At 64.3% G+C, this 18044-nt stretch carries 17 protein-coding genes; 13 read left to right on the top strand and 4 right to left on the bottom strand.

All coding sequences use genetic code 11. From position 1 onward, the window contains the following. The first annotated feature begins 15 nt into the window (after positions 1-15). Complete coding sequence (locus H0241_RS29575) at positions 16-1695, top strand: formate--tetrahydrofolate ligase (RefSeq protein ID WP_181061305.1); 1680 nt, start codon at positions 16-18, stop codon at positions 1693-1695. Positions 1696-1760: 65 nt separating this feature from the next. On the opposite strand, the gene H0241_RS29570 is transcribed toward H0241_RS29575, so the two are convergent. Beyond that, positions 1761-2399, bottom strand: coding sequence for a cysteine hydrolase family protein (locus H0241_RS29570; RefSeq protein ID WP_181061304.1), 639 nt, complete (start codon positions 2397-2399; stop codon positions 1761-1763). 124 nt (positions 2400-2523) lie between these two features. On the opposite strand from H0241_RS29570, the gene H0241_RS29565 reads away from it, so the two are divergent. Further along, positions 2524-3513: a helix-turn-helix domain-containing protein gene (locus tag H0241_RS29565; RefSeq protein ID WP_181061303.1), complete on the top strand. Its 990-nt coding sequence runs from the start codon at positions 2524-2526 to the stop codon at positions 3511-3513. Positions 3514-3531: 18 nt separating this feature from the next. Here the strand turns inward: H0241_RS29565 and H0241_RS29560 are convergent, their stop codons facing one another. Continuing rightward, complete coding sequence (locus H0241_RS29560; protein ID WP_181061302.1) at positions 3532-4089, bottom strand: sugar O-acetyltransferase; 558 nt, start codon at positions 4087-4089, stop codon at positions 3532-3534. Positions 4090-4213: 124 nt separating this feature from the next. On the opposite strand from H0241_RS29560, the gene H0241_RS29555 reads away from it, so the two are divergent. From H0241_RS29555 to H0241_RS29540, 4 genes are all read left to right on the top strand, one after another. Beyond that, positions 4214-4675 (top strand): DUF4126 domain-containing protein, encoded by a 462-nt coding sequence (locus tag H0241_RS29555; RefSeq protein ID WP_181061301.1) that lies wholly within the window; start codon positions 4214-4216, stop codon positions 4673-4675. Beyond that, positions 4672-6048 (top strand): FAD-containing oxidoreductase, encoded by a 1377-nt coding sequence (locus tag H0241_RS29550; RefSeq protein ID WP_181061300.1) that lies wholly within the window; start codon positions 4672-4674, stop codon positions 6046-6048. The genes H0241_RS29555 and H0241_RS29550 overlap by 4 nt, the downstream gene beginning before the upstream one ends. A 115-nt stretch (positions 6049-6163) precedes the next feature. After that, entirely contained in the window at positions 6164-7339 is a 1176-nt protein-coding gene (locus H0241_RS29545) for an MFS transporter (protein WP_181061299.1), read from the top strand. A 91-nt stretch (positions 7340-7430) separates the two neighbouring features. Next, the gene (locus H0241_RS29540; protein ID WP_181061298.1) at positions 7431-8486 is read left to right on the top strand and encodes a M14 family metallopeptidase; all 1056 of its coding nucleotides are present in this window, start codon (positions 7431-7433) and stop codon (positions 8484-8486) included. A gap of 239 nt (positions 8487-8725) precedes the next feature. On the opposite strand, the gene H0241_RS29535 is transcribed toward H0241_RS29540, so the two are convergent. Continuing rightward, on the bottom strand, positions 8726-9496 hold the full coding sequence (locus H0241_RS29535; protein ID WP_181061297.1) for an isocitrate lyase/PEP mutase family protein: 771 nt from the start codon (positions 9494-9496) through the stop codon (positions 8726-8728). Between the two features lie 311 nt (positions 9497-9807). Here H0241_RS29535 and H0241_RS29530 point away from each other — a divergent pair, with 311 nt between their 5' ends. Together H0241_RS29530 and H0241_RS29525 are read left to right on the top strand one after the other, a co-directional pair. Further along, a complete protein-coding gene (locus H0241_RS29530) occupies positions 9808-12012 on the top strand; it encodes an anthranilate synthase (protein WP_407941786.1) in 2205 nt (734 codons plus the stop codon). A 5-nt stretch (positions 12013-12017) separates the two neighbouring features. Then, entirely contained in the window at positions 12018-12965 is a 948-nt protein-coding gene (locus H0241_RS29525) for a cation diffusion facilitator family transporter (RefSeq protein WP_328824890.1), read from the top strand. 242 nt (positions 12966-13207) lie between these two features. Here the strand turns inward: H0241_RS29525 and H0241_RS29520 are convergent, their stop codons facing one another. Further along, positions 13208-14305 (bottom strand): hypothetical protein, encoded by a 1098-nt coding sequence (locus H0241_RS29520; protein ID WP_181061295.1) that lies wholly within the window; start codon positions 14303-14305, stop codon positions 13208-13210. Positions 14306-14402: 97 nt separating this feature from the next. Between H0241_RS29520 and H0241_RS29515 the strand changes: the two genes are divergently transcribed. The 5 genes from H0241_RS29515 (at position 14403) to H0241_RS29495 (ending at position 18039) form a co-directional block, all read left to right on the top strand. Then, positions 14403-14831, top strand: coding sequence for a DsrE family protein (locus H0241_RS29515; protein WP_181061294.1), 429 nt, complete (start codon positions 14403-14405; stop codon positions 14829-14831). Between the two features lie 74 nt (positions 14832-14905). Beyond that, the gene (locus H0241_RS29510; protein ID WP_181061293.1) at positions 14906-15685 is read left to right on the top strand and encodes an SDR family NAD(P)-dependent oxidoreductase; all 780 of its coding nucleotides are present in this window, start codon (positions 14906-14908) and stop codon (positions 15683-15685) included. Between the two features lie 80 nt (positions 15686-15765). Beyond that, complete coding sequence (locus tag H0241_RS29505; RefSeq protein WP_181061292.1) at positions 15766-16074, top strand: putative quinol monooxygenase; 309 nt, start codon at positions 15766-15768, stop codon at positions 16072-16074. Between the two features lie 79 nt (positions 16075-16153). After that, a complete protein-coding gene (locus H0241_RS29500; RefSeq protein WP_181061291.1) occupies positions 16154-17242 on the top strand; it encodes an AbrB family transcriptional regulator in 1089 nt (362 codons plus the stop codon). Positions 17243-17274: 32 nt separating this feature from the next. Then, positions 17275-18039 carry an SDR family NAD(P)-dependent oxidoreductase gene (locus tag H0241_RS29495; protein WP_181061290.1) on the top strand — a complete coding sequence of 255 codons (765 nt, stop codon included), beginning with the start codon at positions 17275-17277 and terminating at the stop codon, positions 18037-18039. Positions 18040-18044: the final 5 nt, after the last annotated feature.

Raw genomic sequence — 18044 nt, 5'->3', positions numbered from 1 at the left:
CGAAGGAAAGCCGTCATGGCCGAAGTGAAGTCCGACATCGAGATCGCGCGCGGCGCCAAGAAAAAGCAGATTCAGGAGATCGGCGCCAAGATCGGCATCCCGACCGAGCACCTTCTGCCTTATGGCCACGACAAGGCGAAAATATCTGCCGAGTTCATCAAGTCGGTGAAGGGCAACAAGGACGGCAAGCTGATCCTCGTCACCGCAATCAACCCGACGCCGGCAGGCGAAGGCAAGACGACGACGACGGTTGGCCTCGGCGACGGTCTCAACCGCATCGGCAAGAAGGCGATCGTCTGCATCCGCGAAGCTTCGCTCGGCCCGAATTTCGGCGTCAAGGGCGGTGCCGCCGGCGGCGGCTATGCGCAGGTCGTGCCGATGGAGGACATGAACCTCCACTTCACCGGCGACTTCCACGCCATCACCACGGCGCATAATCTGCTTTCGGCGCTGATCGACAACCACATCTACTGGGGCAACGAGCTCGGCATCGACACCCGCCGCGTCGTCTGGCGCCGTGTCATGGACATGAACGACCGGGCGCTGCGCGAGATGATCTGCTCGCTCGGCGGCGTCGCCAACGGTTTCCCGCGCGAAGGCGGCTTCGACATCACCGTCGCCTCGGAAGTCATGGCGATCCTGTGCCTTTCCACCGACCTGAAGGACCTGGAAAAGCGCCTCGGCGACATCATCGTCGCTTATCGCCGCGACAAGTCGGCCGTCTATGCCCGCGACCTCAAGGCCGACGGCGCCATGGCCGTGCTGCTGAAGGACGCCATGCAGCCCAATTTGGTGCAAACGCTGGAAAACAACCCGGCCTTCGTCCATGGCGGCCCGTTCGCCAACATCGCCCATGGCTGCAACTCGGTCGTCGCCACCACGACGGCGCTGAAGCTCGCCGACTATGTCGTCACCGAAGCCGGTTTCGGCGCTGATCTCGGCGCCGAAAAATTCTTCGACATCAAGTGCCGCAAGGCGGGCCTGAAGCCAGCGGCCGCGGTCATCGTCGCCACCGTGCGCGCCATGAAGATGAATGGCGGCGTCAAGAAGGAAGACCTCGGCAAGGAAAACATCGAGGCGGTGAAGAAGGGCTGCGCCAATCTTGGCCGTCACATCGAGAACATCCGCCAGTTCGGCGTGCCGGCGGTGGTTGCCATCAACCACTTCTATTCCGACACCGACGCTGAAATCCAGACGATGAAGGACTACGTCGCCTCGATGGGCGAAGAAGCGATCCTGTGCAAGCATTGGGCCAAGGGATCGGCCGGCATCGAGGACCTCGCCAACAAGGTGGTGGCGCTGGCCGAATCCGGGGCGTCACAGTTTGCGCCGCTCTATCCCGACGCCATGCCGCTGTTCGAGAAGATCAACACCATCGTCCAGCGCATCTATCGCGGCTCCGAGGCGATCGCCGACAAGTCGGTGCGCGACCAGTTGCACGCCTGGGAACAGGCCGGCTACGGCAAGCTGCCGGTCTGCATGGCCAAGACCCAGTATTCCTTCTCGACCGACCCGAACCTGCGCGGCGCGCCGACCGGCCACACCGTGCCGGTGCGCGAGGTCCGGCTGTCGGCGGGCGCCGGCTTCGTCGTCGTGATCTGCGGCGAGGTCATGACCATGCCGGGCCTGCCCAAGGCGCCGTCCTCGGAAAAGATCTTCCTCAACGAAGCAGGTCAGATCGAAGGCCTGTTCTAGGACCTTACAGTCTCAACGAAAAAAGGCGCCGCAGCGATGCGGCGCCTTTTTTTGTTTCCAGGGCGTTACGCCGCGTTGCGCGCCAGCGCCTGCTGGTTGGAGGCATAGATCGTGTCGCGCTTGGGCAGGGCGCCCGTCTTCAGGCCATCGATCCATTCGGCGGTGTCGAGCACGGCTGCAAAGCGCGACTGCAGGATGACCGTCACCACCCGGTGGATCTCCTCGGCCGAGGCGTAACCGGCGCTGTTGGCGTAAGGCAGCGAGCCGGTGGCGTCGGACAGGAATTCGACCGCAAAGCCGACATGCGCGGCGTGGATGATGGTCGACAGATCGCAATTATGCGTCATGTAGCCGATCACCGTGATCGTATCGATGGCGTTGGCGCGCAGCCATTCCTCAAGATCGGTGCCGGCGAAGGCGCTAGGTAGCGACTTTTCGACATAGTGGTCGCGCTCTCGCCTGGCGATCTCGGGATGCAGTTCTCCGCCATGGCTGCCCTTGGCGAAGATCGGCGACGTCTCCGGCGCCATCTGCTTGACGACAACCACCTTCACGCCTTCGGCAGCGGCGGCATCCATGGCGCGCGCCACATTGACCACGCTGTCGCGGAACGGCGGATGCTGGATGGCGAGGTTGCCGCCGTCATAATCATTCTGGACATCGATGACGATAAGTGCGCGGCGCGGCGTGGTGTTGGCGGACATGGAGTTTCCTTTCGGGCTTGAATGGGACGGGCTGAAAATAGGCGGATCGCCCGGTTGCCAAAAGTGGCCCGATTGACATCGTTCGAAAGAATTGGGACAATCCGCTCTCTTGCTGGAACCGACCATGACCGACCCCATCATCGCCGTCCTCGCTTTTGACGGCATCAGCCCGTTCCACCTCTCGGTCCCATGCGTGGTGTTCGGCACCGACCGCACCAAGCTCGGTCTGCCGCGTTTCGACTTTCGCGTCTGCGCGCTCGACGATGGACCCATCCACACCGATGCCGGGCTGACGATCGCTGTTCCGCATGGGCTCTCGGCGTTCGACGCTGCCGACATCATCATCATTCCCAGCTGGAAAGATCTCGACGCCCCGCTTCCCACCTCGCTCCTCGAAGCGCTTTCGCGCGCGCACCGGCGCGGCGCGCTGATCGTCGGCCTCTGCCTCGGCACATTTGCCATTGCCGCCGCCGGGCTGCTTGCCGGCCGGCGGGCGGCCACGCATTGGTCCTCCACCGACCGGTTACAGGCGCTGCATCCCGACATCGAAGTCGACGCCGACGTGCTCTATGTCGATGATGGCGACATCGTCACCTCGGCCGGTGTCGCCGCTGGGCTCGACTGCTGCCTGCACATCGTGCGCGCCCGCTATGGCGCCGAAGTAGCGTTGCGGCTGGCCAGGCACATTGTGCTCTCGCCGCACCGCCAAGGCGGCCAAGCGCAATTCATCGAGCGCCCGCTGGCGAAAACCCCGGCAACCGACCGCTTCACCCAGGCGCTCGACACGGTGCGGGCAACATTAGGTGAAACGCACAGCCTCGACCGCGTGGCCGAGGCCGCCGGCCTGACCCGGCGCACCTTCACCCGCCGTTTCCAAAAATCGATCGGCACCAGCTTTGGCGAATGGCTGGCCGGCCAGCGCATCGAGTTCGCGCAACGTCTGCTGGAGGCGACCGAGAAATCGATGGACATGGTGGCCTTCGAAGCCGGCTTCGGCAGCGCCACCTCGCTGCGCCAGCATTTCGCCGCACGACTCAGAACCTCGCCGGCCCAATACCGGCGCGAATTCTCCAGGCGGACCGGCGAGCAGGCGATGTCCGCCCTGTCTCATTGATCATCGGCGGACGCGCATTCAGCCGCGCTTGACCGCTCGGGCAGGATTGCCGACCACCGTCGTGTTGTCAGGCACGTCGCGCGTCACCACCGCGCCGGCGCCGACGATGGCGCCATCGCCGATGCTGATGCCGCCGAGGATGATGGCGCTGCCGCCGATCCAGGCGCTGTCGCCGATGGTGACCGCCCTGGCGATCTCCAACCCCGCCTGGCGACCTGCGGCCTCCTTATGGTGCTCGGCGCAGTAGATCTGCACATTGGGACCAAGCAACGTCCGCTGGCCGATGCGCACCGGAGCGGTGTCGAGGATGGTGCAGCCGGCATTGAGGAAGGCGCCCTCGCCGAGATGGATGTTGAAACCGTAGGCGCAATGGAACGGCGCCTCGATGCGGGCACGCTCGCCAGCGCTGCCGAGCAGCGCCGATAACGCCGGACCGATATTGCCGCGCTGCCGGGGCGACAGCGTATTGTGCTCGAACACCGCATCGCGCGCGATCACCCGCAGCGCTTCCAGATCGTTGTCGATGCAGGTGTACCACTCGCCTGCAATCATTTTCGTGCGTTCGCTTGCGGACATGGCCACGCCTCCAATCTGATCTCCTGCCAAAGCATAATCCTCCGCCGGGGAAAACCCCGCTGGCCAAATGCCCGGCCTATGCTAGCTTGCCGCGCGGGCCGTCCGAGGTTCTGAGGGGATCTACATGCTTTACCTGCTTGCACTTCTGATCGGCATCATCGCCGGTCTTCGCGCCATGACCGCGCCGGCCGCGGTCGCCTGGGGCGCTTATCTCGGCTGGCTGCCTGTCGCCGGCACCTGGGCAAGTTTCATGGGCCATTGGGCCGCCGTCGGCATCTTCACCATCCTGGCCATCGTTGAACTCATCACCGACCAGCTGCCCTCGACGCCGAGCCGCAAGGTGCCGCAGCAGTTCGGCGCTCGCATCCTCATGGGCGCCTTCAGCGGTGCGGTGATCGGCGCCACCGCCGGTTCCACCATTGGCAGCCTGATCGCCGGCGCCATCGGCGCGGTCATCGGCACGTATGGCGGCGCCGAAGCGCGCGGCCGGCTGGCAGCCGCCTTCGGCAAGGATTTGCCTGCCGCTCTCATCGAGGACGCGGTAGCGATCATCGGCGGCCTGCTGATCGTGGCGGCGGTGGCATGACGGCAAGGACATTCGACGCCATCGTCATCGGCGCCGGACAGGCCGGCCCATCGCTCGCCGGTCGGCTGACCTCAGCCGGCATGAGCGTGGCGCTGATCGAGCGCAAGCTGATCGGCGGCACCTGCGTCAACACCGGCTGCATGCCGACCAAGACCATGGTTGCCAGCGCCTATGCCGCGCATCTGGCGCGGCGCGCGGCGGACTATGGGGTGACGCTCTCCGGCCCTGTCGGGGTTGACTACAAGGTGATCAAGGCGCGCAAGGACAAGGTCACGAATGACTCCCGCACCAATCTGGAGACCTGGATCGCCGGCATGAAGGGCTGCACCCTCTATCGCGGCCATGCGCGCTTCGAATCCGCCAACACGGTCCGCGTCGGCGACGACCTTTTGACCGCTGAAAAAATCTTCCTCAACACCGGCGGCCGCGCTTCGGTGCCCGACCTGCCCGGCATCCACGACATCGACTACCTCACCAATTCCTCGATGATGGATCTCGAAATTTTGCCGCGCCATCTCATCGTCGTCGGCGGCAGCTACATCTCACTCGAATTCGCCCAGATGTTCCGCCGCTTCGGTAGCGAAGTCACCGTCATCGAGAAGAGCCCGCGGCTGACCGGCCGCGAGGACGAGGACGTTTCGGCTGCCATCCTGTCGATCCTCGAAAACGAAGACATAGCGGTCCATGTCGGCGCCGACGACATCCGCTTTGCCAAGCAGGGCAACGACATCGACGTGAGCTTCTCAGCCGGCAAGCCTCCGGTGGTCGGCTCGCATGTGCTTCTGGCGCTCGGCCGCACCCCCAACACCGACGATCTCGGCCTCGACAAGGCTGGCGTCGCGGTCGATCTGCGCGGCTTCGTCACCGTCGACGATCAGCTGCGCACCAGCGTGCCTGGCATCTGGGCGATGGGCGACTGCAACGGCAAGGGCGCCTTCACCCACACCTCGTATAATGACTTTGAGATCGTCGCTGCCAACCTGCTCGACAACGATCCACGCAAGGTCAGTGACCGCATCGAGGCCTATGCGCTCTATATCGATCCGCCGCTCGGCCGCTGCGGCATGACCGAGGCGGCGGTGAGAAAGTCCGGGCGCAAGGCGCTGGTCGGCCAGCGGCCGATGACCCGCGTCGGCCGCGCCGTCGAAAAAGGCGAGACGCAAGGTTTCATGAAGATCCTGGTCGATGCCGACACCAGGGAGATCCTCGGCTGTTCCGTGCTCGGCCCTGGTGGCGACGAAGCCGTGCACTGCGTGCTCGACCTGATGTACGCCAAGGCGCCGGTCGACACGCTGGCGCGCGCTGTGCATATCCATCCCAACGTCTCGGAACTGCTGCCGACCATCGCGCAGGAGCTGAAGCCGCTCGCCTGACGTAACTCTACGTCAAGCTCCGCGCTTTCTGCATTGGTGCATTGCAGCAATGTGCATTGCGCGCGGCACGGCTTCTCGTTCAGTCTGAATTGAACCGATTCAGTCTGGACTTTCCATGCCTTTGCCGATCCTTGCGCTTGCCATTGCATCCTTCTGTATCGGCACCACCGAATTCGTCATTATGGGCCTGCTGCCGGAGGTTGCCGCCGATCTCGGCGTGTCGATCCCCTCGGCCGGTCTGCTGGTCACCGGCTATGCGCTGGGCGTCGTCTTCGGCGCGCCGATCGTCGCCATGGCCACCGCGCATTTGCCGCGCAAGCCGGTGCTGGTCGCGCTGACGGCGATGTTCGTCGTCGGCAATCTCCTCTGCGCCATCGCGCCCAACTACTGGCTCCTGATGGCGGCACGTGTCTTCACCGCTTTCGGCCACGGCGCCTTCTTCGGCATCGGTTCTGTGGTTGCCGCGAGCCTTGTGCCGCGCAACAAGCGCGCCAGCGCCATGGCGATGATGTTCGCGGGATTGACGCTCTCCAACATTCTCGGCGTTCCGGCCGGCACCGCGCTTGGCGAGGCGTTCGGCTGGCGCTCCACCTTCTTCGCAGTGGTCGGCATCGGCCTGATCTCGGTCGCCGCCATCGCCTGGCTGGTGCCCTCCAACGTCGCTGAACCGAGCGGTGGCGGCCTGCGCGGCGAACTGCGCGTGTTGGGCAAGCTGCAGGTCTGGCTCGCCATGCTGATCGCCTCGCTGGCCTCGGCCAGCCTGTTTGCCGTCTTCACCTACATCAAGCCCTATCTCACCGAGGTCTCCGGCTTGTCGACCTCCGCGGTCACCTGGGTGCTGCTGCTGTTCGGCGCGGGCATGACCATAGGCAACATCATCGGCGGCCGGCTGGCCGACTGGAAATTGATGCCGACGGTGATCGGCACGCTGCTTTTGATGGCGGTGCTGTTTGTCGGCTTCATGCAGTTCGGCGCCATCGCCAGCGTCGCCATCGGCGTCGTCTTCCTGTGGGGTCTGCTGATCTTCGTCGTCGTGCCGCCGCTGCAGATCCGTGTCGTCGAGGCGGCGTCCGAAGGACCGAACCTTGCCGCCACGCTCAACCAGGGCGCCTTCAATGTCGGCAATGCCAGCGGCGCCTGGATCGGCGGCGTGGCCCTTTCCGCTGGCGTCTCCTATGCCCATCTGCCGTTGGTAGGCGCGGTACTCGCGCTGCTGGCCGTTAGCGTGGCCGTTGTCTCGCAGGCGCTCGAACGATCAGCGCCGGTGGCTGTTCAGGCTGCCGCCGAATAATTCCATTGCGCCCATGGCGGCGCGAACTGGACCAATCGACAGCCCTACGGCAAACGTGCATGTGTTCTGCCTCTTTTCCTGGAGGCATCCCATGCAGAAATCGATCGAACGCATTGCCGGCGACAGCGAAGGCGTTTTCTACGAATTCCCGGCATTCCACTTCACCGGCGCCGACAAGGCAGCGCCCTCTGCCTATCTGCAGTCGGCACTCCATGCCGGCGAATTGCCGGGCGTCGTCGCCATCGACGCATTGATGCCGGCGTTGAACAGGGCCGAGGCCGAGGGGCGCATCAGGGGCAACATCACGGTCGTGCCCTGGGCCAACCCGATCGGCCGCGCGCAATATCATTTCGGCGAACATCAGGGCCGCTTTCATCTCGGCACCCGCACCAACTTCAACCGTGCCTTTCCGCTGCTTGCCGCGCCTGATGCCGCACTGTTGCCGGACACCACGTTCGGCACCGCCGACCAGCAGTTGAAGACGCGGCTGCTGCAACTTTCCATCGGCCACGACATCGTGCTTGATCTGCATTGTGACGATGAAGGGCTGGCCTATCTCTACGTCCACACCAGCCTGTGGCCGGCAATGGCCGATTGCGCCGCCGCCATGGGCATCGATGCGGTGGTGCTGTGGAGCGAAGACAGCGCCGGCACCTTCGAGGGCGCCACGATCATGCCCTACCAGAACGTCCCCGCCGACGTGGCGAAGTTCGAGCGGCGCGTCGCCACCACGGTCGAATATCGCGGCATGCTCGATGTCGACGGCGAGCTGGCCGCATCCGATGCCGAAGGGCTCTACCGGCTTTTGGTGGCGCGCGGCGTGATCGCCGACCCGGCCCTGGCCGCACCCGGTCCTTTCACTGGTTTCGTCGCGCCGTTGGAAAACATCGACATGATGCCGGCACCCCGGGCGGGTGCCGTGCTCTACGACGTGAAGCCCAGCGACCGCGTTTCCAAAGGCGCACGCCTCGCCACAATCGTCCATACACCTGGCGAGGCCGGCGGCCGTACGGAGGTAATGGCGCCGCAGGACGGCGTCATCCTGACCCGCCGCTCGCGCCGCATCATCCGCGCCGGCGAGGACCTCTTGAAGCTGGTCGGCGACAAGAAAAGCGCCGACGCGAGGTCAGGCACGCTGGAGGACTAAGGAAACTTCGTCATTCTAGGGCTGAGCAAGGAGCGAAGCGACGCAGCGCAGACCCTGGAATCCATGCCGTTACATCTGAGCCCCGCAGCGGTACGGAATTCTGCTTCGCTGCACTCCACGGCTAAAGTCCCGGCATGGATCCCAGGGTCTCCGCGACGGAGCTGCGCTCCTGCTTCGCCCTGGGATGACGAAGTCGGGGCTTCCGCCCTATCCCCAAACGGCTGCCCTATGCAGCACCACTATCCCGAAATGGCCAACCGCGCCTTGGCCTCCAGCCATTCGGCCATCTGCCGGTAAGGCACAGGCCCGTGGCTGATGCGTGAGACGCCGAGTTCGGCCAGCCGCTGGCGTGGCGGCACATGCGCCAGCGCGATGATGTTGACCGGTAGCGCAGTCGCGCTGCAGAGTGCCTCGATCAGCCCCTCGTCGCCAAGACCCGGCGCAAAGAAGCCGCTCGCGCCGGCCTTTTCATAGGCCTTCGCGCGCTCGATCGTCTGGTCGAGCAGCGCCTTGTCATGCGCATCCGGCTTGGCCTTGAGGAAGATGTCGGTGCGGGCGTTGAGATAAGCGGGAATGCCGGAAGCCTTCATCGCCGCCGCTGCCGCCTCGATCCGCTTCACCTGTACGGCGATGTCGTGCAGGCCGGCGCCGCCGACGATCTGGTCCTCGAAATTGAAGCCGATGGCGCCGGCCTGCAAGGCACGCGTCACTGTCTGAGCGACGACCTCTGGTTCGACGCCGTAGCCGCCTTCGAGGTCCATGGTCACCGGCAGGTCGACCGCCGCGACGACGCGCCTGATGTTGTCCAGCGCCAATTCCAGAGGAATCTTCTCGCCATCGGCATAGCCGAAGGCGGCTGCCACCGGCCAGCTTCCAGTGGCGATGGCCTTGGCCCCCGCTTTCTCGACGATCTTGGCCGAGCCCGGATCCCAGGCATTGTAGAGAACGATCGGGTTGCCCTTGACGTGAAGGGCGTGGAATGTGCGTGCGCGCTCGATCTGGTCGGTCATTTGCTATCTTTCCCGTCTTTCTCGGTGTTGGACGGGTAGTCTAGGCACGCCCTCCGGCCTTGGCGATGTGCCATGGGCCGCGGAAGCGGCGGCCACAAACAGGCCTTTCAAACCTGTTGCGCATCCGGCTTTTCGCCGCTATGGATTTCGCCCATGAACATGCGTTCGATCAAGACCATTTGGTGGTGGGCTCGCTGACAGCGGCCTGTTCGAACGCGTGCGCGTGAAAATAGAAGGTGGCCGCAACGGAATGTCCGGGCGGCCATTTGTTTTTTCAAAGCCAGTCCCGGGTCCGTTGCCCAACAAGCCAGATGGAGACGGCAATGACGACGATAAAGGTTCTGGAAAACGGCGCGGAACGCTTCGTGACCGCGGGTGGCGTCACCATCACCCGCGATCGTCACGACAAGCCCTATGCCGGAGCCATCGACGCCTATGTCGACGGGCTGAATTCGCGCCGGGGTGCGGTGTTTTCCTCGAATTATGAATATCCCGGCCGCTACACGCGCTGGGATACGGCCATCATCGATCCGCCGCTGGTGATTTCCGCGCGCGGCCGCGCCATGCGCATCGAGGCTCTGAACGGGCGCGGCGAGGTGCTGCTGTCGGTTATCGGTAAGACGCTTGCCGGCCTTGCCGAGGTGACGATCACCGAGACCTCGAAGACCCTCATTCGCCTCGACGTCGCCAAGCCCGGCCGCGTCTTCACCGAGGAAGAGCGCAGCCGCGTTCCCTCTGTCTTCACTGTGCTGCGCGCCATCACCGCTTTGTTCAAGACCGAAGAAGACGCCAATCTCGGCCTGTACGGCGCCTTCGGCTACGACCTCGCGTTCCAGTTCGATCCGGTCGACTACACGCTCGAACGCAAGCAGAGCCAGCGCGACTTGGTGCTGTTCCTGCCCGACGAGATCCTGGTCGTCGACCATTACTCGACCAAGGCCTGGACCGACCGCTACGACTATTCCGGCGAAGGGTTTTCGACCGAGGGCCTGGCGCGCGACGAAATCGCCGAGCCGTTCAAGACCGCCGACCGCATCCCGCCGCGCGGCGACCATGAGCCGGGCGAATATGCCAATCTGGTGCGCAAGGCGATGGACTCCTTCAAGCGCGGCGACCTGTTTGAGGTCGTGCCCGGCCAGATGTTCTACGAGCGCTGCGAGACGCAACCTTCCGAAATCTCGCGCAAGCTGAAATCGATCAACCCCTCGCCCTATTCCTTCTTCATCAATCTCGGCGAAAACGAGTATCTGATCGGTGCCTCGCCGGAAATGTTCGTGCGCGTCAATGGCCGCCGGGTCGAGACCTGCCCGATCTCCGGCACCATCAAGCGCGGCGACGACGCCATTTCCGACTCCGAGCAGATCCTGAAGCTGCTCAACTCCAAGAAGGACGAATCCGAGCTGACCATGTGCTCGGATGTCGACCGCAACGACAAATCCAGGGTCTGTGATCCGGGTTCGGTGCGTGTCATCGGCCGCCGCCAGATCGAAATGTATTCGCGCCTGATCCACACTGTTGATCACATCGAAGGGCGCTTGCGCGAAGGCATGGATGCCTTCGACGCCTTCTTGTCCCATGCCTGGGCGGTCACCGTGACTGGCGCGCCGAAACTCTGGGCCATGCGCTTTATCGAACAGAACGAGAAGAGCCCGCGCGCCTGGTATGGCGGCGCCATCGGCATGGTCAATTTCAACGGCGACATAAACACCGGCCTGACCTTGCGCACCATCCGCATCAAGGACGGCATCGCCGAGGTGCGCGCCGGCGCCACGCTGCTCTTCGACAGCATCCCCGAGGAAGAAGAAGCCGAAACCGAACTGAAGGCATCCGCCATGCTCTCCGCCATTCGCGACGCCAAATTAGGCAACGCCGCCGGCACCGAACGCACCACCGCGCGCGTCGGCGACGGCGTCAACATCCTGCTCGTCGACCACGAGGACTCGTTCGTGCACACGCTGGCCAACTATTTCCGCCAGACCGGCGCCAATGTCTCGACCGTCCGCACGCCGGTGCCGGAGGAAGTGTTCGAACGGCTGAAACCTGACCTCGTCGTGCTGTCACCCGGACCGGGTACGCCAAAGGATTTCGACTGCGCCGCCACCATCAAGAAGGCCAGGGCTCGCGACCTGCCTATCTTCGGCGTTTGCCTTGGCCTGCAGGCGCTGGCCGAAGCCTATGGCGGTGAACTCCGGCAGTTGCACGTGCCGATGCACGGCAAGCCGTCGCGCATCCGCGTCTCCAAGCCCGGCATCATCTTCTCCGGCCTGCCCAAGGAAGTCACCGTCGGCCGCTACCACTCGATCTTTGCCGATCCGGTACGGCTGCCCGACGGCTTCATCGTCACCGCCGAGACCGAGGACGGCATCATCATGGCCTTCGAGCACCGCAAGGAGCCTATCGCCGCGGTGCAGTTCCATCCGGAATCGATCATGACGCTCGGCCACAATGCCGGCATGCGCATCATCGAGAACATCGTTGCGCATCTGCCGCGCAAGGCCAAGGAAAAGGCCGCTTAGCGACTATGGCGGCAACCGAGAACATGGCGGCGATCGCAGCAAAGGCAGCGGCCAGGCAAAGGATCGCCAGCCTTGCCTTCTGGTCGATCGTCGTTGCCTTCGTCGTGCTCGCGCTCAAGCTTGCCGCCTGGTACGTCACCGGCTCCGTCGCGCTCTATTCGGATGCGCTGGAATCGATCGTCAACGTCATCGCCTCGGCTGCCGCCTACTGGGCGATCCAGGTCAGCTACAAGCCGGCCGACCAGGATCATCCGTTCGGCCACCACAAGGCGGAGTACTTCTCGGCAGTGCTGGAAGGCGTGCTGATCGTACTCGCCGCGCTTTTGATCCTCAACGAGGTCTGGCGCTCATGGCAAACGCCGACGCCGCTCGAACAGCCCTGGGAAGGCCTCGCTGTCAACGGCGTCGCCACCGTCATCAACGCCTTCTGGGCCTGGACGCTGATCCGCGCCGGCCGCGCCGCGAAATCACCGGCGCTGGTTGCCGATGGCAATCACATCATGACCGATGTGGTGACCTCGATCGGCGTGTTTGGCGGCCTCGTCGGCGCGATCCTGACCGGCTGGCAGATCCTCGATCCGGCACTTGCCGTCATCGTTGCGCTCAACATCCTGTGGCAGGGCTGGCACGTCATCGGTTCGTCGATGAACGGCCTGATGGACCGCGCCGTCGACACGACCGAACACATGCACATCCGCGACATCATCTCGGCCAATTGCAAGGGCGCGCTGGAGGTTCACGACCTCAAGACCCGCATCGCCGGCCGCGCCACCTTTATCGAATTCCACCTGGTCGTCGACGCCGACATGACAGTCGGCGCCAGCCACGTGATCTGCGACCGCATCGAGGACGCGCTGAAAGCCGAAATCCCCTCCGTGCGCGTCACCATCCATGTCGAGCCTGACGACGAGGCAAAGCTGCCGAAAGGCACGACGGCGGTGCCGTTCGCCTGATGGTGCTAGCTTCGCGAATGTTGGAGATTAGCCGGCGCCTCCCTCCTTCGTCATTCTAGGGCGAAGCAGGAGCGAAGCTCCGTCGCGAAGACCCTAGAATCCATGCCGTTACCTCCGTCTAGGAATACAACGGAGCAGAATTCTGCACCGAAGCAACGCTTCGAAGTCGCGGCATGGATCCTCGGGTCTGCGCCGCGGCGCTTCGCTCCTTGCTCCGCCAGTGGATGACGAAGCGTTGGTGTTTACGGCGCACACGCAGACTGCGGCATCGCCTCCAACCGATAGACCTTGTCATCGGACGCCGTCTTGCCATCCGCCGCCTTCGAACACAGATCGACGATCGCCAGGCTGCTGTTGGGGTTGGCCAGCATCATGGTGCCGTTGGCGCCGCGCTTGAGGTAGATTTCCTTCTGCGCGATGTCGCAGGCAAAATTGCTCATCTTCGAACTGGCCGCGCAGCGCCACTGGTCCGCTTCGCCCTGGCAGGAATAGGTCTGCGTAATCTTGGCCCCGTTCTTCCGGATGGTCACCGAAACCGCGATGTCGGCGCCGTCGGGCCAGTTGGCGACATCGCCGCCTGAGGCAAAGGACGCGAGTTCGACCGGCCCGCGGAAGACGCGGATCGATTGTGTCACCTGGTCGGGATGCGAGGAGAGATGCGCGGCATCGTAGTCGCGCCCGAAACAGAAAGGCTGGTCCGGCTTCAGCCGTTCCCGCAAGGGAGCGCCGAGCGCCGGATCGATCGGATCGATCTTGGCGAATTCAGCCTTGCAGGTTGCGGCGGGCATCGGGTCGAGGCGGAAATTGTCGTCTTCCGAGCCCAGCGCCTGCCGGTCGTATTCGGCTTCGCCGAGTTCGTCTTCCGATCCGGCGTCGAGATAGAGGTCGGATGAGACATCGGTGAGGATCAGGCGTCCTTTGTCATCGAGCTTCAGCGAGGCCATGGTGCGGTCGCAGTCCATGCCGCAGCGGATCGGACCTGACTTGCCGTCCTCGGACTCGTGATTGCACCAGCCACCGGCCCATTGCGGCGTCTTGGCGCTACGCACGGTGGTGGTGAGAAAGCCATTATAGGAGGTATCGGCGTTTGCCATCGGTTCCTCGTTCGGACGGCTCACCGGATCATGGCCATAGAGGAAGAAAATCCGCGCCACCTTCTGCTTCGGATGCGCCTTGAGGTGGGCTGCGTCGTAGACACGGCCGAAACAGGCATCGGCGCCGTTCGGGCTGAGTTCGGGCAGTTTCAGCGCATCGTCGGCGACGGCCGAACCCGCAAGCGCGCCGAGCAGCATGGCGCCAAATCCAGCGCCAGCGAAATTCTTCCACTTCATGAACGTCATGTGCCCCTCCCTCGCATCGACAGGACGTAGCGTCAGTTTATGCTAGGATCATGGCCACAGCCACGCAATTTGCGGTGAGCGCCAGGAGGAGGATGCCATGCGCCGACGCGACATGTTCCGTGCCAGTCTTGCCGGCGCCGCCGGCCTGTTTGGACTGAGCCAGGCGGCCGCCGCCGAGGACAAGCCGAAGGTCGCCTATCACCTCAGCGACCTCGACAAGGTCAATTTCGTGCTCGGCAACATCAAGAACCACTATGAAGGCACTGGCGGCAAGGTCGAGATCGTGCTGGTCGTGCATGGTCCAGCCCTTGCCGGCTTCAAGTCGAAAGGCATATCGGCGGCGATTTCGGGACGCTTCGCCGGCCTTGTCCAGCAGGGCCTCGAGCCGCATGCTTGCGGCAACACTATGAAGGGCGTGGAGATCACCCTTGCCGACCTGCTCGAGGGCTTCCACGCCGCCGACAAGGGTGGTGTCGTCAAGCTCGCCGAACTGCAGCGCCAGGGCTACGCCTATCTCAGGCCGTGAGCCGCCACGGACTTGAACGCAAGGCCGGTGTGAGCCTACGAAGGGAGAGCAGAAATCCCGAAGGAAAAGTGCCCATGGCCGCGACCGCTCTTGTCATCCCAGATCTTGCCGGCAAGGCGGTGCTGGTCACCGGCGCCTCGACCGGCATAGGCGCTGCCCTTGCGCTGGCCTATGCCGCGCAAAAAAGCCGTGTCGCGCTGCACTACAATTCGAGCCGCGAGGCGGCCGAGAAGCTGGCCAAGACCATCCGCGACGGCGGCGGCGAGGTGTTCCTCACCCAGGGCGATTTCTCAGCTGCCGCCGATGTCGAGCGTGTTGTCGAGGAGAGCGCGCAACATTTCGGCCGGCTCGACGGGCTGGTCAACAATGCCGGCGGCATGCTTGGCCGTGTGCCTTATGCCGAGCAGACCGAGGCGCATTACGATGCGGTGATGGACCTCAACGCACGCTCGGTGCTGACGGCGTCACGTAAGGCGATGCCCTGGCTGAAGAAGCAGGGCGGCTTCATCGTCAACACCTCTTCGATCGCCGCGCGCAATGGCGCCGGCGGCGGTGCAGGGCTCTACGGCTCGGCCAAGGCCTTCGTCTCCAACGTCACCCGCGGCATGGCCAAGGAACTGATCGGCTTCGGCATCCGCGTAAACGCGGTGGCGCCGGGTACTGTCCTGACCCCATTCCACGAGCGCTATTCCACCGACGAGCAGATGAAGGGCATGGTCGCCACCATTCCTCAAGGGCGCGCCGGCACGGCGGAGGATTGCGTCGGAGCCTATCTGTTCCTCTCCTCGGACCTGCTGAGCGGCTACATCACCGGCCAGGTGATCGAGGTGAATGGTGGCCAGTTGATGCCTTGAGCGGTCAATTGCATACTGCGTCTCGCAACCATGCACGCCATGCGAGCGTTTGCTGAGGTTTGAAGGGGAGACGTAAGGCAATGTACGGACTGATCGGCAAGATGCGGGCGGCGCGCGGCCAGCGCGACGCGATCATGGACGTCCTGCTCGCCTCGACCGGCGCCATGCCCGGCTGCCTGAGTTATGTCATCGCCCGCGATCCGGCCGATGCCGACGCGATCTGGGTGACCGAAGTTTGGACCGACGCCGCGAGCCACAAGGCTTCGCTGCAGCTGCCGGAAGTCCAGGCGGCGATCGCCAAGGCGCGGCCGATCATCGCCGGCTTCGAATTCCAGGTCGAGACCCATCCGGCCGGCGGTTTCGGCCTGGCTGCTGTCAAGAACGAGTGACATCCGAGGGCGGGCTCGGGGTCGTGAATTTCTTCCGAGACAGGGTTCGCATTTTTCTCTTCCAGATCTAGGACCCGACATGGACTCCTCGCCAGATCAGCCGGCCGTCGAACGCATGGCGCGCATGCGCCCGGTTCGGCAGTGGCTGGTGCTGCTGATCTTCTCGCTGCTGTTCGCCGGCGCGCTGGAATATGCCGCACTGCCGGCCGCCCTGCTGATCGGCCCGATGCTGGCGGCGATCCTTGCCGGCACCAATGGCGCCACCGTGCGCGTGCCGCGGCCGCTGTTCGCCGCCGCGCAGGCCGTGGTCGGCTGTCTGGTCGCGGCGTCGATCTCGGCCGACATCTTCTCGGTTTTCTACAAGGAATGGCCGCTGTTCCTCGTCGTGGTGCTGGCGACGTTAGCGGCGTCCAGCCTGCTCGGCTGGCTGATCAGCCGCTGGCGCATTCTGCCCGGCACCACCGCAGTCTGGGGGTCGTCGCCGGGTGCCGCCACCGCCATGGTGCTGATGGCCGGTGCCTTCGGCGCCGACCAGCGCCTCGTCGCTTTCATGCAGTATCTGCGCGTCATCTTTGTCTCGATGACAGCAGCGCTCGTCGCCAAAATGTGGGTCGACACCTCAGGCGTTGAAATCCCAGCTATCGTCTGGTTCCCGCCGATCGATCCGGCTGCCTTTGCCGCCACGCTCGGCGTGGCGCTGATCGGCGGCCTGCTCGGTCGCCTTTGCCGGCTGCCCTCGCCCTTCTTCCTCGGCACCTTCATTTTCGGCACCATCGTCCATCTCGGCTTCGGCGTGGCAATACAATTGCCGCAATGGCTGCTGGCGCTCAGCTATGCGATGGTCGGCTGGTCGATCGGGCTGAATTTTACACGGGCAATCCTGCGCCACGCGACACGGGCGCTGCCGCAGATCGTCGGCTCGATCGTCGTGCTGATCGCCTTCTGCGGCGGTCTCGCCTGGCTGATCAGCCATGTCCTCGGCATCGATCCGTTGACCGCCTATCTCGCGACCAGCCCCGGCGGCATGGACAGCGTCGCCATCATCGCCGCCGCCGCGCAGAACGTCGACATATCCTTCGTCATGGCGCTGCAGTCGGCCCGCTTCCTGGTCGTGCTCATCGCCGGGCCGAGCATAGCGCGGCTGGTGGCGAGAGCCGTCAGGGACTGAGCAATAAAGACCCAGGGAAGAGGAAATTGCCCATGAACCGTCGCGTCAATGCCGTCGATCTCTCCAGCCGTGTCGCCGTGGTGACCGGAGGTGCGCAAGGCATCGGCCTTGCCGTGGCCCGGCGCGTGCTATCGTCGGGCGCCAGCGTTGCCATCTGGGATGTCGACCAGGCTGCGATGAAGAACGCCGTCGCCGAACTCGCCCCGCTCGGCCGGGTCGAGGCTTTGCACTGCGATCAATCGTTGATCGAGGCCGTCGACAGCGCCGCCACCGAGACCGAGCGCTCGCTCGGCCCGGTCGATCTGCTGGTCAACAATGCCGGCATCGCCGGACCGGCGGCGACCGTGGCGGTTTATGATCCTGCCGCCTGGCGCCAGATCATCGACATCGACCTCAACGGCGTTTTCTACTGCTGCAAGCGCCTGGTGCCCGGCATGATCGCGCGCGGCTACGGCCGCATCGTCAACATCGCCTCGGTCGCGGGCAAGGAGGGCAATCCCAATGCCGCCGCCTATTCCGCCGCCAAGGCCGGCGTGCTCGCGCTGACAAAATCGCTTGGCAAGGAACTGGCCGGCCACGACATCGCCGTCAACGCGCTGACGCCGTCACCGGCGCGCACCCGCATCCTCGAACAGCTGACCGAGGCCCAGGTCGCCTACATGCTGGGCAAGGTTCCGCGCGGCCGCTTCGTCGAGGTCGAAGAGGCGGCCGCGATGATCGCCTTCATGCTGTCGGACGAAAACTCCTTCACCACTGGCGCAACGTTCGATCTCTCCGGCGGCCGCGCGACTTACTGAAGGCA

Origin of the sequence: Mesorhizobium neociceri (assembly GCF_013520985.1) — a bacterium.
GTDB lineage: Bacteria > Pseudomonadota > Alphaproteobacteria > Rhizobiales > Rhizobiaceae > Mesorhizobium > Mesorhizobium neociceri.
Note: the sequence above shows the minus strand (reverse complement) of the source record. Positions and strands in the feature narration are given on the sequence as shown.

Excerpts from the sequence above, each read along its gene's own strand:
- H0241_RS29560 (WP_181061302.1), bottom strand. The coding sequence starts at position 4,089 with ATGTCCGCAAGCGAACGCACGAAAATGATTGCAGGCGAGTGGTACACC.
- H0241_RS29495 (WP_181061290.1), top strand. The coding sequence starts at position 17,275 with ATGAACCGTCGCGTCAATGCCGTCGATCTCTCCAGCCGTGTCGCCGTG.
- H0241_RS29550 (WP_181061300.1), top strand. The coding sequence starts at position 4,672 with ATGACGGCAAGGACATTCGACGCCATCGTCATCGGCGCCGGACAGGCC.
- H0241_RS29520 (WP_181061295.1), bottom strand. The coding sequence starts at position 14,305 with ATGACGTTCATGAAGTGGAAGAATTTCGCTGGCGCTGGATTTGGCGCC.
- H0241_RS29535 (WP_181061297.1), bottom strand. The coding sequence starts at position 9,496 with ATGACCGACCAGATCGAGCGCGCACGCACATTCCACGCCCTTCACGTC.
- H0241_RS29540 (WP_181061298.1), top strand. The coding sequence starts at position 7,431 with ATGCAGAAATCGATCGAACGCATTGCCGGCGACAGCGAAGGCGTTTTC.
- H0241_RS29505 (WP_181061292.1), top strand. The coding sequence starts at position 15,766 with ATGTACGGACTGATCGGCAAGATGCGGGCGGCGCGCGGCCAGCGCGAC.
- H0241_RS29555 (WP_181061301.1), top strand. The coding sequence starts at position 4,214 with ATGCTTTACCTGCTTGCACTTCTGATCGGCATCATCGCCGGTCTTCGC.
- H0241_RS29525 (WP_328824890.1), top strand. The coding sequence starts at position 12,018 with ATGGCGGCAACCGAGAACATGGCGGCGATCGCAGCAAAGGCAGCGGCC.
- H0241_RS29500 (WP_181061291.1), top strand. The coding sequence starts at position 16,154 with ATGGACTCCTCGCCAGATCAGCCGGCCGTCGAACGCATGGCGCGCATG.
- H0241_RS29515 (WP_181061294.1), top strand. The coding sequence starts at position 14,403 with ATGCGCCGACGCGACATGTTCCGTGCCAGTCTTGCCGGCGCCGCCGGC.
- H0241_RS29530 (WP_407941786.1), top strand. The coding sequence starts at position 9,808 with ATGGAGACGGCAATGACGACGATAAAGGTTCTGGAAAACGGCGCGGAA.
- H0241_RS29570 (WP_181061304.1), bottom strand. The coding sequence starts at position 2,399 with ATGTCCGCCAACACCACGCCGCGCCGCGCACTTATCGTCATCGATGTC.
- H0241_RS29575 (WP_181061305.1), top strand. The coding sequence starts at position 16 with ATGGCCGAAGTGAAGTCCGACATCGAGATCGCGCGCGGCGCCAAGAAA.
- H0241_RS29510 (WP_181061293.1), top strand. The coding sequence starts at position 14,906 with ATGGCCGCGACCGCTCTTGTCATCCCAGATCTTGCCGGCAAGGCGGTG.
- H0241_RS29565 (WP_181061303.1), top strand. The coding sequence starts at position 2,524 with ATGACCGACCCCATCATCGCCGTCCTCGCTTTTGACGGCATCAGCCCG.
- H0241_RS29545 (WP_181061299.1), top strand. The coding sequence starts at position 6,164 with ATGCCTTTGCCGATCCTTGCGCTTGCCATTGCATCCTTCTGTATCGGC.